Origin of the sequence: Streptomyces sp. NPDC059957, from assembly GCF_042730015.1 — a bacterium.
GTDB lineage: Bacteria > Actinomycetota > Actinomycetes > Streptomycetales > Streptomycetaceae > Streptomyces.
Window position 1 is genome coordinate 21,423 of sequence record NZ_JBHWMB010000079.1, and the last position, 15,225, is coordinate 36,647.

Below are 15,225 nucleotides of genomic sequence, written 5' to 3' on the forward strand. Positions count from 1 at the left end.
GAACAGCACCAGCACCCTGAACGCCACCCCCACCCCCACCCCCACCGCGGCCATCGCCCCGGCGATGGCCGAGAGCGACCTCCAGATCGCCGGCGACATCCTCTCCGTCCAGCACCTCCTGCAGCCCGCCCGCGAGCACCCGGCCACCGTCGCCGAGTTCGTGGGCCTCGCGCGTTCCATCGCCGCCGACCGTTCCGAGTGGGAGCACCTGGTCCGGTACGACGCCACGACCCGCTGGTACCACCGGCTGCGCACCGGCCCCGGCTACGAGGTCTGGCTGCTCAGCTGGGTCCCCGGCCAGGGCAGCGGCCTGCACGATCACGGCGCCTCCTCCGGCGTGCTGACCGTCCTGGACGGCGAGCTGACCGAGCACACCGCCCGCGGCCGGCTCACCCTCGGCGCCGGCTCCCAGCGCGTCTTCGCCCCCGGCTACGCCCACGAGGTGCAGAACGACAGCCTCGAAGGGGCCGTCAGCCTGCACGTGTACTTCCCCGGCCTGACCGAGATGCCGATGCACAGCTGCTCTCCGGCCCGGCCCGAGGCCCTCTCCGTCTGACCCGGCCCCCCGCCTGAGACTCCCACCCGTCACCCGACCACCGCCCCTCAGCGGCCGGCCTGCGGCTGACAGACTGTCCCGCATGCGCATTGTTGTTCTGGCCGGCGGCATCGGCGGCGCCCGTTTCCTCCGAGGTCTCCAGTCCGCCGTTCCCGACGCGGACATCACGGTCATCGGCAACACCGGTGACGACATTCACCTGTTCGGGCTCAAGGTCTGCCCCGACCTGGACACCGTGATGTACACCCTCGGCGGTGGCATCAACGAGGACCAGGGCTGGGGCCGCACCGACGAGTCCTTCACCGTCAAGGAGGAACTCGCCGCGTACGGGGTCGGACCGACCTGGTTCGGCCTCGGTGACCGCGACTTCGCCACCCACATCGTCCGTACGCAGATGCTCGGTGCGGGCTACCCGCTCAGCGCCGTCACCGAGGCCCTCTGCGACCGCTGGCAGCCCGGGGTCCGGCTGCTCCCCATGTCCGACGACCGCGTCGAGACCCATGTCGCGATCACCGACTCCCAGACCGGCGAGCGCCGAGTCATCCACTTCCAGGAGTACTGGGTCCGGATGCGCGCCGCGGTGGACGCGGAGGCCGTCGTCCCCGTGGGTGCCGAGCAGGCCAAGCCCGCGCCCGGCGTCCTGGAGGCCATCGCGGCCGCCGACGTGATCCTCTTCCCGCCGTCGAACCCGGTGGTGTCGGTGGGGACCATCCTCGCCGTACCCGGCATCCGCGAGGCCGTGGCCGCCGCCGCGGCCCCCGTGGTGGGGCTCTCCCCCATCGTCGGGGGCGCACCCGTGCGCGGGATGGCCGACAAGGTGCTGGCCGCCGTCGGCGTGGAGTCCACCGCCGCGGCCGTCGCCCTGCACTACGGCACGGAGCTGCTCGACGGCTGGCTCGTCGACACCGCCGACGCGGACTCCGTCGCCGCGGTGGAGGCCGCCGGCATCACCTGCCGTGCGGTACCGCTGATGATGACCGACCTGGCCGCCACGGCGGAGATGGCGCGGGCCGCGCTGGAACTGGCGGAGGCCTCCCGGTGACCGACGAGGACCTTCCGCGCCAGTTCCTGGTGGAGGCCGTCCGCGGGCTGCCCGAGGTGCGGCCCGGCGACGACCTGGCGGCGCTGATCGCCGCCGCGACGGACGTCCCCGCCGGGTCCGGCACCTCCTCGCGGCTGCGGGACGGCGACATCCTGCTCGTCACCTCGAAGATCGTCTCCAAGGCGGAGGGCCGGATCGTCCGCGCCGATTCCCGCGAGGAGGCGATCGACGCCGAGACCGTACGCGTCGTCGCGCGCCGCGGGACGCTGCGGATCGTGGAGAACCGGCAGGGGCTGGTCATGGCGGCCGCCGGGGTCGACGCCTCGAACACCGAGTCCGGCACCGTCCTGCTGCTGCCCGAGGACCCCGACGCCTCGGCCGCCGCCATCCGCGCCCGGCTGCGGGAGCTGCGCTCCGTGGACGTGGGCGTGATCGTGACGGACACCTTCGGGCGGCCGTGGCGCACCGGGCTCACCGACGTGGCGATCGGCTCGGCCGGCGTGCAGGTCCTGGACGACCTGCGCGGGGGCACCGACGCCCACGGGAACCCGCTGAGCGCGACGGTCGTCGCGACCGCCGACGAGCTGGCCGCGGCCGGCGACCTGGTCAAGGGCAAGGCCCGGGGCCTGCCCGTGGCGATCGTGCGCGGGCTGGAACACCTGCTGGGCGAGGGGTCCTCGGCGGCCGATCTCGTCCGCTCGCCGGCCGACGACATGTTCCGGCTGGGCACCTCGGAGGCGGTACGGGAAGCCGTGACGCAGCGGCGTACCGTACGGGCCTTCACGTCCGAGCCGGTGGACCCCGGCGCGGTCCGCCGCGCGGTGGCGGCGGCCGTGACGGCCCCGGCCCCGCACCACACGACGCCGTGGCGGTTCGTCCTGCTGGAGTCGGCGGGGGCGCGGCTGGAACTGCTGGACGCGATGCGGGACGCCTGGATCGAGGACCTGCGGCGGGACGGGAAGTCCGAGGAGTCCATCGCGAAGCGGGTCCGGCGGGGCGATGTCCTGCGGGGCGCTCCGTATCTGGTGGTGCCCTGCCTGGTCACCGACGGCGCGCACGACTACGGGCACGCGCGCCGGGACGCGGCCGAGCGGGAGATGTTCGTCGTCGCCATGGGCGCGGGCGTGCAGAACTTCCTCGTCACGCTGGCCGGCGAACGGCTGGGCTCCGCGTGGGTGTCCTCGACGATGTTCTGCCGGGACGTGGTGCGCAAGGTGCTCGGGCTTCCGGAGGACTGGGACCCGATGGGTGCGGTGGCCGTGGGGCACGCCGCGGTCGCTCCTGCGGAGCGGGCGGGGCGGGCGGCGGAGGAGTTCATCGAGGTGCGGTGACCCTCCGGGGTGGGCCCTGGCCCCGGGCCTGTCGTCAAACTCCCGTCGTCGCCCGAAGGGCGGCCTCGCGGCGTCTGGTGCGTGCTCTCGGCGTTGCCGGGCGGGAGTTCGACGACAGGCCCTAGAGCCTGCCGATGTCGCCCCGGGGCATCCGGGGGGCCCGGCGGGGTGGGGCAGCGCCGGCCAGGAGGATGAGTCGGGCCGCGCGGTGGCGCTGGCCGGCGTAGGGGGCGAGGAGCTCCAGCATGGCGGCGTCGTCGGCGTCCCGGTCCCCGGCCAGGGCGTAGCCGATGATGCCGGGCAGGTGGAGGTCGCCGGTGGTGACGGCGTCCGCGGCGCCGTTGCTGCGCTGGAGGGTTTCGGCGGAGGTCCACGGGCCGATGCCGGGGACCGCCTCCAGCCGGGCGGTGGCCGCCGGCAGGTCCATGGCGGCGGCCTCTTCGAGGCGAGCGGCGAGGCGGGCCGCGCGGACGATGGTGGCGGAGCGCTTGGAGTCGACTCCGGCCTTGTGCCAGTCCCAGGAGGGGATGAGGGTCCAGGTCCGGGGGTCGGGCATGACGTAGAGGCCGCGGCCGCTGCCGCCTTCGTCCGGGCCCGGGCCCGGAGCCGGCTCGCCGTACTGGCGTACGAGGCGGCGCCAGGCGCGGTACGCCTCGTCGGCGGTGACCTTCTGCTCCAGGACCGTGGGGATCAGGGACTCCAGGACCAGGCCGGTGCGGGTCAGGCGCAGACCGGGCCGGCGGCGGTGACTGGCGTGCAGGAGGCGGTGGCGGGGGACGAAGGCCGCCGGGTCGTCGGCGGAGCCGAGCAGTTCGGGCAGGCCGTCGAGGACCCAGCCGGCGCCGGGTCCCCACGCGGTGGCCGTCACCCCGGCCCCGTCCCGCGCGACGCGGAGCGTGACCGGGCCGGCGGGGGTCCGGCTGGCCCGCCAGACCGCTCCCGCGGTGGCGCGGAAGGTGGGGTCGGCGGGGCCGCGTCTGAGGGGGCCGAGGGTGAGGCCCAGGTCCACTGGGGTGGGTGGGGTCCAGGTGCGGGATCGGGGGGCGGTGGGGTCTGGGCCCGTGCCAGTGCCCGTGCCGGAGGCTGGGCCTGGGCCGGCGCCCGCGCCTCGGCCGGTGCCGGTCCCGGCGCCCGTGTCACGGCCCGCGCCCGCGCCCGTGCCGGGTCCGGTGCCTGCGCCTGGGCCGGTGCCCGGGCCGGTCCCGGTGCCCGTGTCACAGCCCGCGCCCGTGCCGGGTCCGGTGCCCGCGCCTGGGCCGGTGCCCGGGCCGGTCCCGGTGCCCGTGTCACAGCCCGCGCCCGTGCCGGGTCCGGTGCCCGTGCCTGGGCCGGTGCCCGGGGCGGAGTCCGGGATGGGGCCCGGGACCGGGGCGGATGCGGGGGCGGCGCTCGGGCCGGTGCTCCGGGCCGTGCCGGGGGCCGGGGTTGTGCTTGGGCCGGCGGTTGGGGTGGGGGTGGGCACGGTGGTGCGGCCGCCGCGGATCGCGGTGCGGGTGAGGGGGTCGTAGCGGCCGGACATGTCTCTGAGCGTAGCCCTGCGGGGCTGTCCCCTACCCGCCCTTCGCCCGTTCCCCGGGCTCTGCCCGGACCCGCGCCTCAAACGCCGGCGAGGCCGGGGGTGCCTCCGGGCGCTGCCCGGAGCTCGGTCCTCAAACGCCGGCGGGCTGGGGAGGGGTGCCGGGCGCTGCCCGGAGGCCGGTCCTCAAACGCCGGACGGGCTAAGGTGCCCGGCGCAGCGGCGCGAAGCCGGGGAGGCCCGCCAGGGCCGCACCGTGCGAGCGGCGCGTCAAGAAGGGGGCCTCAGGGGCGGCCCTGGAGTTTGGCCGAGGCGGTTCGGGTGGGGGGGAGTTGGGTGTAGAGGTGGCGGCCGGGGCATTCCGTGGCGAAGCCGTCGCGGTGGCCCGAGATGACGTTCAGGCGGACGTTGCTGCCCTTCGCGTAGAGGTTGCCGCCGCCCGACTTGAGGGTGGTCTTCGCTCGGGGGTCCGCTCCGAAGAGGCCGAGCTTCCAGGCCGTGAGGCGGGCCACCGCGTCGACCGCCGCCTTGGGCGGGGCCGTGGAGGCGAAGGTGCCGATGACCGCCACGCCCATGCTGTCCGTGTTGAAGCCCATGGTGTGCGCGCCGAGGACCGCCTTGGCGACTCCGCCCGCCCGGCCCTCGTAGACGGTGCCGCACTTGTCTACGGCGAAGTTGTAGCCGATGTCGCGCCAGCCGCTGCTGACCACGTGGTAGCGGTACAGGCTGCGCAGGACGGCCGGGGCGTCCTTGCAGGCGTAGTTGTTGCCCGAGGCGGTGTGGTGGACGAAGGCGGCCTTGACCGTGTTCGTGTAGACGAAGCCCTTCTCGCGCAGGCTCTCGTCCGCGCCCCATCCCAGCCGGGTGACGATCTTCGGGCGCGGGCCGATGTACGGGGCGGCCGCGAGTGCCTCGTCGGCGAGGACCGCGTCGGCGGTGGAGTCGGCCTTGTTGAGGGCGGGGATCTCCTGGGCTCCCAGGGGGGCCATCGGGATGTTGGCGGAGGAGGACTCCGCCGTCTCCATCGTCATGCCGGGGAGGAGGGCCAGCTCCCCCTTGTCGTCGTCATCGACGGGGGAGGGACCGTTCGGGGTGGCCTCTTCGGACGTGTTGGCGTTCTTGGCGTCCTGCTGGGCGTGGCTGGAGGCTCCCGGGTCCACGAGTTCGATGCGCAGGCCCGTCGGGAGTCCGCCGCTCACCGCGCGGCCGCCCGGTTCCGCCTGGACGCGGACCTCGATGCCGTCCGACTGGCCGACCCACAGGGGGGCGGTGCTGCCGCGGACCCGGCCGGAGCCGCGTTCGACCGTGTCGGGGTCGGCGGCGTGTTCGCTGGTGTGGGTGTCGACGTCCTGCCATTCGGACCAGGCCGAGGTGGCGACGGAGCGGGTGCGGACCTGGACGCGGCCGTCGAGCCGGGTGCTCGCGTCGTCCCAGACGACACCGACCAGCGAGAAGGTCTTGACCTCGCGCGCCGACAGGCCCCGTGTCTCGGGCAGCCGGGGTGCGGTGCTCATGCCGGGGATCCCGGTGGTGCGGTCCGCCGCGGGTCCCACGGGGACGAGCGGCACGGACTGGGTGGATCCGGCGGGGGCCGCGGGGGCTGCCGAGCCCGCCGGGGCCGATGGCTGCGCCGCCGCCGGGTGTGCGAGGGCCGTGGACGAGAGCGCGAGCGGCAGGGCCAGTGCGGCAGCCGTCGCGACGCCGATCGAGGAAGCAAGGAATGCACGCATGGAAAGGATGCTGGGGACTGCCGGGGGCGGGCGCCATCCGAGAACTGACGCGCCGTCCGGTCCCGGCATCGATACCCCTCCTCCGTACGGGGGATCGTGCTGCGGCCGTACGGAGGAGGGGCGCGGGCCCCCCGCGTAGGCTCTGGTCCGTGAACGCCACTGACCGCACCCCTGCCGACCTGCTGCGATCCGCGCTCGCCGCTGATCCCGGCCGCCCGCTCGTCACCTTCTACGACGACGCCACGGGCGAGCGCGTCGAATTGTCCGTCGCCACCTTCGCCAATTGGGTGGCCAAGACCGCCAATCTGCTCCAGGGCGACCTGGGCGCCGAGCCGGGCGACCGGCTCGCCCTGCTGCTCCCCGCGCACTGGCAGAGCGCCGTGTGGCTGCTCGCCTGCGCCTCCGTCGGGGTCGTGGTGGAGGTGGGCGGGGATCCGGGCGGCGCCGACCTCGTCGTGAGCGGGCCGGACACGCTGGAGGAGGCCTCCGCGTGCTCCGGCGAGCGGGTGGCGCTCGCGCTGCGACCGCTGGGCGGGCGCTTCCCGCAGCCGCCGGCCGGGTTCGCCGACTACGCCGTGGAGGTGCCGGGGCAGGGCGACCGCTTCGCGCCCTTCCAGCCCGTGGACGCGGACGGCCCGGGGCTGGTGGTCGGCGGCGAGGAGCTCTCGTACGCCCGGATCTGCGAGCGGGCCCGCGAGGACGCGGCGAAGCTCGGCTTCGGCGAGGGGGCACGGGTGCTGTCCCGGCAGGGCTACGACAGCTGGGAGGGGCTCTCGGCCGGGCTCTACGCGGCGCTGGCCACGGGCGGCTCCGTGGTGCTGTGCCGCAATGCCGAGGGGCTGGCGGACGGGGCGCTGGCCCAGCGGATCGAGAGCGAGCGGGTCACCCACACGGTCTGACTCCGCCCGGCTCCGGCGTCACCCACACCGCCCAATGCCGGATCTGGGCTATTTGTCACCCATATGGCCCTATACACGGCCGCGCCCCCGGGCCGCATCGAACACCCGGGGGCAGGATCGGCACAGGCCGTACTCACCCGTACGGCCCGTACCGGTTCGGGTGAGGGGACGGAACGCGAGTGACGGACAGCGCGGGCATACCGGGCGGCACCGATGCGGCCGGAGGCGAGAAGCCTCCGAACGGCCGCAGGCGGCGCCGGCTGCTGCGCTGGATCGGGCTCGGGACCGGCATGCTGGTCGTCGCAGGGGCGGGCACGGGCTGGTGGGTCTACTCCAAGCTCGACGGGAACATCGCCGAGGACACCTCCGCCGCCGCCGAGCTGCGGCGCTACGACAAGGAGCGCCCGGCCCACGTGGCGGGCGGCGCGCAGAACATCCTGCTGATCGGCTCGGACTCCCGCACCGGCGCGGGCAACGCCCCGTACGGGCAGGACGAGGGCACGCAGCGCTCGGACACCACGATCCTGCTGCACCTGCCGGCGGACCGGAAGAGTGCGACGGCGGTGTCGATACCGCGGGACCTGATGACGGAGATACCCGCGTGCCTGAAGCCTGACGGCAACCGCACCAGGGAGCAGTTCGCCCAGTTCAACTGGGCCTTCCAGTGGGGCGGGACCGCCTGCACGATCCGTACGGTCGAGGCGATGACCGGGATCCGGGTCGATCACCACATGGTGCTGGACTTCAGCGGCTTCAAGAAGATGGTGGACGCCATCGGCGGGGTGGAGGTCTGCCTGAAGCGGCCGGTGGACGACACCGAGGCCAAGCTGAAGCTGCCGGCGGGCCGCCAGACCCTGCAGGGCGAGCAGGCGCTGGGCTTCGTACGGGCCCGCTACAGCCTGGGCAACGGCAGCGACACCGAGCGGATGGAGCGCCAGCAGGCGTTCCTCGGGTCGCTCGTCAAGAAGGTGCAGAGCAACGGGGTGCTGCTCAATCCGGCACGGCTGTACCCGCTGCTGGACGCGGCGACCTCCTCGGTGACCACCGACCCGGGGCTGGCCTCGCTGCGGGGCCTGTACGAACTGGTGCGGGGCGTACGCGACATCCCGACCGACCAGATCAAGTTCCTCACGGTGCCGCGCCGGCCGTACGCCGCCGACGCGAACCGGGACGAACTGCGCCAGCCGGACGCGACGCAGCTCTTCCAGCGGCTGCGGGCGGACCAGCCGCTCACCATCGCCCCGCCCGCGCCCGAGAACACGGCCACGCCCGCTCCGGCCTCCCGGCCCGAGGGGGAGCCGGACGGGGAGCGGGACGGGGAGCGGGACGGGGCGGCGGCCGACGGCGGGGCGCGCGCCGGAACGGACGCCCCGGGAACCGCGGAGCCCTCCGCTCCCGTCCCCACATTCACCGGCACCACGGCCGGTGTGGCCGACTGCCGGTAAAGCAATCCCAAAAGCCGGTGCCCGGGCCGAGCTTGTTGAGGCGATTGCCCCGTTGTAAGTGCGTGGAATTCATCACCAGCATGGTTTGCGGCGAACCTGTCCGGATAAGGTGAGCGATCCGGCGCCCGGCCAGCACAGAGGCCGTGTGCCAGCAGCCGGATCGTTGACCGTGCGCCTGGGGGAGGCGCGTCGCGAAGCACCGACGGAGGATTCGAGCAAACCGTGGATGCGCAAAGCCGTGGACGGGCCGACGAGATCGACCCCGCAGACCAGTGGGCACTCAACCCCCGCACCGGCAACTACGAACTGCGACTGGAAGATTCCGCTGCGCAAGCACCCTCGCAGCGGTCCGTCCCCCGCGCGGCGCCCCGTAGAGCCCCTGTTCCCCCCCGCTCCCCCGCGGCCCCGTCCCCCGCGGTCCCCGGACCGCGCCGCGGTGACGGTCCCCCGCCCGGCGGCGGCCGGCGCGGCGGGCGTTCGCGCAAAGTCGGCGGCGGGGGCCGCAAACGGGCCCTGACCATCACCGGCGGGACCCTGGCGGTGCTGCTGATCGGCGGCTCGGTGGCGGGGTACCTCTATTACCAGCACCTGAACGACAACATCGACGTCACCGACGTCGGCGACGCGGGCACGAGCGGCGGGTTCAGGAAGGACCAGCCGATCAACATCCTCGTCATCGGCACGGACAAGCGCAGCGGCACGGGCAACGAGGGGTACGGGGACGCCGGCAGCGTCGGCCACGCCGATACGACGATCCTCTTCCACGTCTCGAAGGACCGCTCCAACGCCACGGCGCTGTCCATCCCCCGCGACCTGATCACCAATCTGCCGGTCTGCCCCACGAAGCAGCCGGACGGCTCGACGAAGGACATCCCCGCCGAGCGCGGGGCCCGCTTCAACACCAGCCTCGGGCAGGCGGGCCGCGACCCGGGCTGCACGATGCGCACGGTCAAGGAGCTCACCGGGATCCAGGTCGACCACTTCATGATGGCCGACTTCAACGCGGTGAAGAACCTGAGCACCGCCGTCGGCGGGGTGCCGGTCTGCGTGGCCAAGGACGTCAACGACAAGGACTCCAAGCTCAAGCTGACGGCGGGCGAGCACCGACTGCAGGGCGAACAGGCACTGGCCTTCGTACGGACCCGGCACGCCTTCGGCAACGAGAGCGACCTCGACCGCATCAAGACCCAGCAGCAGTTCCTCGGTTCGATGATGCGCGAGATGAAGTCCAAGGAAACGCTGACGAGTCCGAAGAAGTTCTTCTCCCTCGCGGAAGCCGCCACCAAGTCGCTGAGCGTGGATTCGGGCATAGGGTCGATCGGAAAACTCACCGATCTCGCGGGCGAGTTGAAGAACATCGACCTCAAGAACATCACCTTCACCACGCTTCCGGTGCTCGACAATCCGGCGGAGAAGGTCAAGGCCACCGTGGTGGTCAACCAGGCGCAGGCCGAACCGCTGTTGCAGATGATCCGCGGGGACGTCTCCCTCACCGAGGTCGAGAAGAAGGAACAGGCCGCGAAGGACGCAGCGGCCTCGGACGCGAAGGCCCGGCTGGACGCCCTGACGCAGGGCCCCCGCGCGGCGGCCCAGGACGTCCGCGTGGACGTCCTCAACGGCGGCGGCCCGGCCGGATCCGCGTCCGGCACGCTGAACTGGCTGCAGAACACCAAGGGGGTGCTCAAGTCCAGCAACCTGGGCAACGCGCCCGCCAAGGTGGATGCCACGCAGCTGGAGTACGCGCCCAACCAGGCCGATCAGGCCAGGGCGTTGGCGGACATGATGGGGCTGCCGGCGACGGCACTGAAGCCGGGAACGGCCGACGCCGCGCCCAAGACGCCGATGAAGTTGACACTCGGCGCAGACTTCAAGGGGGCGGGGGTCTCCATGACGGCGCCTCAGCAGGTGCCCGAAGGCGTCCAGCGGGTCGGCGCGGACAAGGCCGTCTGCGCCAAGTGACCCGACAGGCGGGCCGACCGGCCCTCCGCGGTCACGAAATGACATGCCGGAACGCGTCGGACCGGCACAATACCGACACAAAGTGATCGTGATGGGGGACGCGTGAGGCACAGCAGCGTGCAAGGGGAGGGGGCGCCGGGCCAGGCCGGCGACGGCATATCCGGCGCCGGCACCCGTCAGGCGGCCACCGGTGCCGTACCGGCGCCGAGGTCGGGTTCCGGCCACCGCCGCGCCGGTCGCGGGAGCGGCGGCGGCAGACGCCCGAACCGGCGGGGGCGGCGCATCCTGCGCTGGACGGCCTCCATCGTGGCGCTGCTCATACTCGTGACGGCGGCGGCCGGTTACCTCTACTACCGCCACCTCAACGGCAACATACGCAGCGGCCAGCGCCTGAGCGGCGACAGCGGGGTCGCCAAGAGCGAGGCCGACGCCGCGGGCCGGCGCCCGATCAACATCCTGATGCTCGGCTCCGACCTGCGCGACGAGGCGAACGCGAAACTCGGCGGCGGCTGGGACATGATCGGCGGCCCCGTGCGGGCCGACGTGCAGATGCTGGTCCACATATCGGCCGACCGGAAGAACGCCTCGATCACCACCGTTCCGCGCGACACGATCGTGGACATCCCGGAGTGCACCGATCCCGCGACGGGCACCAAGTACAAAGCCACCAAGATGATGATCAACGAGAGCTTCGCGCGCGGGGGTCCCGGCTGCACCCTGGCCACCTGGGAGAAGATGGCCAACGTCTACATCGACCACTGGATGCTGATCGACTTCGTCGGTGTCGTGAGCATGGCCGACGCGATCGGCGGCGTCGACGTCTGCGTCAACCAGAACGTCTTCGACCAGTCGAAGCCGGGGTCGGGGACGGGCGGTTCGGGCCTCAAGCTGGAGGCGGGCACCACCAGGGTCCAGGGCAAGCAGGCGCTCCAGTGGCTGCGAACGCGGCACGCCTTCGGCAGTGACATGGGCCGGGCCAAGGCGCAGCACATGTACATGAACTCGATGATGCGCGGGCTCAAGAGCCAGAACGCCTTCACCGACCTCCCCCGCCTCACGGGCCTGGCCGAGGCGGCCACGAAGGCGCTGAAGGTCTCGGAGGAGATCGGGTCGGTCAAGAAGCTCCTCGACCTCGCCCTGCTGCTCAAGGACGTGCCGGTCAACCGCATCACGACGGCCACGATCCCGGTGCTGCAGGCCCCGGGCGACAAGGACCGGCTGATCCTCAACCCCACGGACGCCCCGAAGGTGTGGAAGCTGCTCCGCGAGGACGTCGCCATGGACAAGAACGGCGCCCCGGCGGCGGCCGCGAGCGGATCGCCCTCGCCGCCCGCGCCCTCGTCCACGCCGAGCTCGCAGCCGGCCTCCGACCCCGCGAAGATCGCCGTGCAGGTGGTCAACGGCACGGGTGTCGGGGCGCAGCCGGTGGGCAAGCGGGCCACGGCCATCGCGGGCCAGCTCGTCGCCAAGGGGTTCTCGCTGGCCAAGGCGGACGGCGCGCTCACCCCGGAGAAGGCGACGGTCGTCCGCTACGCCACGGACGCGCAGGCAGCCGACGCGCAGAGCGTGGCCGCGGCGCTCGGGATCCCGGGCACCTCCGTGCAGAAGTCGGCCACGGCAGCCAAGATCACGGTCCTGGTGGGTGCCGACTGGCGCGAGGGCGCCGTCTACCCGCAGCAGGCGCCGCCCGAGGCCGGCGACGTCCCGGAGACGGCCGACGTGCTCAACGGCACGGACACCAGCTGCATGGACATCTACGGGCCGTACCAATGGAAGTGAGACGCTGAAGCAGGGGCTCGCCGAAGCGCTGACGCCTCCAGGCACCGAAAGGGGTGACCCGGTCCGACGAGGACCGGGTCACCCCTTTCGGGCAAGCGGGCTCAGAGCTCGGCGGCGTCCCGGCTCACCGACGGGCGGCGGCTCGCGATGACCTTGGCCGCGAGCGAGCGCGGGCTGGTCAGGAAGCCGTATCCCCAGCACATGTGCATCGTCGCCAGGGCGACGGGGATCTGCAGCCGGGCCTTCAGCGACAGGCCCTTGCCGGCCGGGACGGAGCCGGCGGTGATCGCCGCGAGGTAGCCCGCCGGGAGGACGAAGGCCCACGGGGTGAGCGCCGCTCCGGCGACCAGACCGGCGGCGACCGCGCACACGGCGGCCGGCGGGGCGAGGTAGCGCAGGTTGATGGAGCCCGCGTGGTAGCGGGCCACCACGTGGCGCCAGCGCCCGTAGTCCTTGTACTGCTTGGCGAGCGCCCGCACCGAGGGCCGCGGTCGGTACTGGACCTTCAGTTCCGGCGAGAACCAGATCAGCCCGCCGGCGTCGCGGATGCGGAAGTTCAGCTCCCAGTCCTGCGCGCGGATGAACTCCACGTTGTACCCGCCGGCGGCCTCCAGGGCCTCCCGCCGGAACACCCCGAGGTAGACGGTGTCGGCGGGGCCGGCCTTGCCACCGGTGTGGAAGGCGGCGTTGCCGACGCCGATGCGCGAGGTCATCGCGGCGGCGACAGCGTCCTCCCAAGGGTTCTCGCCCTCGGCGTGCATGATGCCGCCGACGTTCTGCGCGCCGGTCTCCTCCAGGAGGCGGACCGCGGTGGCGATGTAGTCCGGGGAGAGCATGCCGTGGCCGTCCACGCGCACGACGATCGGGTGGCGCGAGGCCTGGATGGCCGCGTTGAGGGCGGCGGGGGTGCGGCCGGTGGGGTTCGGGACGGTGTGGACGCGGGCTCGGTCATTGGACGCAGTTTCCCGTACCAGCTCGGCGGCGATCTCGTCCGTACGGTCCTTGGAGGGCCCGAGGGCGATCACCACTTCCATCTCACCCCCGTACTCCTGTCCGAGGATGTGGTGGACCGAGTCGCGCAGATGGCGCTCCTCGTCGAGTACCGGCATGATCACCGAGACTGCGGGCTGCTGGACGGGCATGTGGTCCTTCAAGGTCGGGTATCGGTGTCACGTTACCGCGTACGGGGGAACCGGGTGCGCGCCGGATGAGCAGTACGGACAGCAGCTGATCGTATGGACCTACTGTTCTGACGAATCTGCCGAACGTGCGAGGTGTCCCCCGTGCCCCAGCCGCACCGTCCCACCCGACCCGCCCTGCCCGCCCGGTCCGCCCGGCCGTCGCAGCGCGCGCCGCGGCCCGGCGGTCCGGCCGTCCCCCCCAGCAGGATCCGGCCGACGGGCGGGAAGCGGCCGGCGGACAGACCCCGATGGGGGGTGCGGCTCGCCGCGGGGCTGTCGGTGCTCGTCCTGGGCTCGGGAGCCCTCGGGCACGCCGTGATGACGGGGCTGGACACCGGGATCCAGCGCGTGGACCCCTTCAAGGACATGAAGAACCGCCCGCAGGCCGGGCACGGGGTGAATTTCCTGCTCGTCGGCACCGACGGCCGCGACAAGATCACCGCCGAGGAGAAGCGCGAGTACCGCCTGGGGGGCGCGCCCTGCCACTGCACCGACACCGTGATGCTGGTCCACCTCTCGGCGGACCGGTCGCGGGCCAGTGTGGTCAGCCTCCCCCGCGACAGCTTCGTGGAGCTGCCCGCGCACGTGGACGGCTCCAGCGGCAAACCGCACCGGGCCCACCCCGTGAAGCTCAACGCCGCCTATGCCGAGGGCGGGCCCCAGCTGACCGTGCGCACCGTGGAGAACATGACCCGCGTGAAGATCGACCACTACCTGGAGGTCGACTTCACCAGCTTCATGAAGACGGTCGACGCCATGGGCGGCGTGGAGATCTGCACGGCCAAGACCATGAAGGACCCCAACACCGGCCTCGACCTGCTCCCCGGCACCCACCGGCTCAGCGGCGGCCAGTCCCTGCAGTACGTGCGCTCGCGCCATGTCGACGGGGGCTCGGACCTGGGCCGGATGCAGCGCCAGCAACGGTTCATCGCCGCCCTGATCAAACAGGCCACCGGGGGCGGGGTGCTGCTCAACCCCGTCAAGTTCAAGGAGGTCAGCTCCACCCTGCTGAGCTCGGTCCGGGCCGACAGGGGCTTCGGCTCGGAGCAGATGCTGGCGCTCGGGCAGGCGATGCGCGATTTCACCCCGTCCTCCTCGGAGTTCGCCTCCGTGCCCGTCGGCAACCCCTCCTTCCCGGTCAAGGGCATCGGCTCCACCGTGAAATGGGACGAGGGGAAGGCCGCGAAGCTCTTCCAGGCGCTGCGCGAGGACCGGCCGATGGCCGCGCCCGCAGCCCCCGCCGCCGGCGGCCGTCCGGCGCGCCGGCAGCCGGCGGTACCGGTGGACGTGCCCCCGGGGCAGGTCCGGGTCCAGGTGGAGAACGGCACCCGGATCGACGGGCTGGGCACCCGGGTGGACTCGGCGCTGCGCGCCACCGGTTTCAACACCACCCGGGCTCCGGGGAACGGCGCGAGCCGGGAGGTCAAGCGCACGGTGATCACGTACGACCCGCGCTGGGACCGGTCGGCCCGTACGGTGTCCACCGCGCTGCCCGGCAGTGAGCTGCGGGCCGTGCGGGGGCAGGGGCGGACCATCGTGGTGATCGCGGGCGCCGACTACCGCAAGGTGGTGGCGGTGCGCGCGGAGGACCCGTACCAGGGCGAATTCGGTGTGGTCACCGGTGACCAGGTGGTCTGCGGGGGCTCCTGACGGAGCCGGCCCCCGGCCGGACGAAGCGGCGGGCCGAGCAGCCTAGGTGTATTGACCCGCAGCGTTGTTTACGCGGCTGATGGGTGGGTGTCCGCCCAGTGCGGTGTGGGAGCGGTGGTGGTTGTAGGTGTGGAGGA

General features: G+C 73.0%; 11 protein-coding genes. 8 read left to right on the plus strand and 3 right to left on the minus strand.

Annotation, left to right across the window (positions count from 1 at the left end):
• Positions 1–64: 64 nt before the first annotated feature.
• From ACFWBW_RS34920 to ACFWBW_RS34930, 3 genes are all read left to right on the plus strand, one after another.
• Positions 65–556 (plus strand): cysteine dioxygenase, encoded by a 492-nt coding sequence (locus tag ACFWBW_RS34920; RefSeq protein ID WP_385381542.1) that lies wholly within the window; start codon positions 65–67, stop codon positions 554–556.
• Between the two features lie 82 nt (positions 557–638).
• A complete protein-coding gene (cofD, locus tag ACFWBW_RS34925; protein WP_385381514.1) occupies positions 639–1,598 on the plus strand; it encodes a 2-phospho-L-lactate transferase in 960 nt (319 codons plus the stop codon).
• A complete protein-coding gene (locus ACFWBW_RS34930) occupies positions 1,595–2,929 on the plus strand; it encodes a coenzyme F420-0:L-glutamate ligase (RefSeq protein WP_385381517.1) in 1,335 nt (444 codons plus the stop codon). Before cofD ends, ACFWBW_RS34930 begins: the two co-directional genes overlap by 4 nt.
• Before the next feature lie 121 nt (positions 2,930–3,050).
• Here the strand turns inward: ACFWBW_RS34930 and ACFWBW_RS34935 are convergent, their stop codons facing one another.
• The gene (locus ACFWBW_RS34935; RefSeq protein WP_385381520.1) at positions 3,051–3,938 is read right to left on the minus strand and encodes a DNA-3-methyladenine glycosylase family protein; all 888 of its coding nucleotides are present in this window, start codon (positions 3,936–3,938) and stop codon (positions 3,051–3,053) included.
• A 791-nt stretch (positions 3,939–4,729) separates the two neighbouring features.
• Positions 4,730–6,175, minus strand: coding sequence for a peptidoglycan recognition protein (locus tag ACFWBW_RS34940; protein WP_385381523.1), 1,446 nt, complete (start codon positions 6,173–6,175; stop codon positions 4,730–4,732).
• 149 nt (positions 6,176–6,324) lie between these two features.
• Between ACFWBW_RS34940 and ACFWBW_RS34945 the strand changes: the two genes are divergently transcribed.
• The 4 genes from ACFWBW_RS34945 (at position 6,325) to ACFWBW_RS34960 (ending at position 12,257) form a co-directional block, all read left to right on the plus strand.
• Positions 6,325–7,074, plus strand: a complete 750-nt coding sequence (locus ACFWBW_RS34945) for a TIGR03089 family protein (RefSeq protein ID WP_385381526.1) — start codon at positions 6,325–6,327, stop codon at positions 7,072–7,074.
• 179 nt (positions 7,075–7,253) lie between these two features.
• The gene (locus ACFWBW_RS34950; RefSeq protein ID WP_385381528.1) at positions 7,254–8,519 is read left to right on the plus strand and encodes an LCP family protein; all 1,266 of its coding nucleotides are present in this window, start codon (positions 7,254–7,256) and stop codon (positions 8,517–8,519) included.
• 222 nt (positions 8,520–8,741) lie between these two features.
• Entirely contained in the window at positions 8,742–10,478 is a 1,737-nt protein-coding gene (locus ACFWBW_RS34955) for an LCP family protein (RefSeq protein WP_385381531.1), read from the plus strand.
• A 102-nt stretch (positions 10,479–10,580) separates the two neighbouring features.
• The gene (locus tag ACFWBW_RS34960) at positions 10,581–12,257 is read left to right on the plus strand and encodes an LCP family protein (protein ID WP_385381534.1); all 1,677 of its coding nucleotides are present in this window, start codon (positions 10,581–10,583) and stop codon (positions 12,255–12,257) included.
• 101 nt (positions 12,258–12,358) lie between these two features.
• Here ACFWBW_RS34960 and ACFWBW_RS34965 read toward each other — a convergent pair whose 3' ends face one another.
• The gene (locus tag ACFWBW_RS34965) at positions 12,359–13,399 is read right to left on the minus strand and encodes a glycosyltransferase family 2 protein (RefSeq protein WP_385381536.1); all 1,041 of its coding nucleotides are present in this window, start codon (positions 13,397–13,399) and stop codon (positions 12,359–12,361) included.
• Positions 13,400–13,693: 294 nt separating this feature from the next.
• Between ACFWBW_RS34965 and ACFWBW_RS34970 the strand changes: the two genes are divergently transcribed.
• Positions 13,694–15,088, plus strand: a complete 1,395-nt coding sequence (locus ACFWBW_RS34970; protein ID WP_385381539.1) for an LCP family protein — start codon at positions 13,694–13,696, stop codon at positions 15,086–15,088.
• The last annotated feature ends 137 nt before the right edge of the window (positions 15,089–15,225 follow it).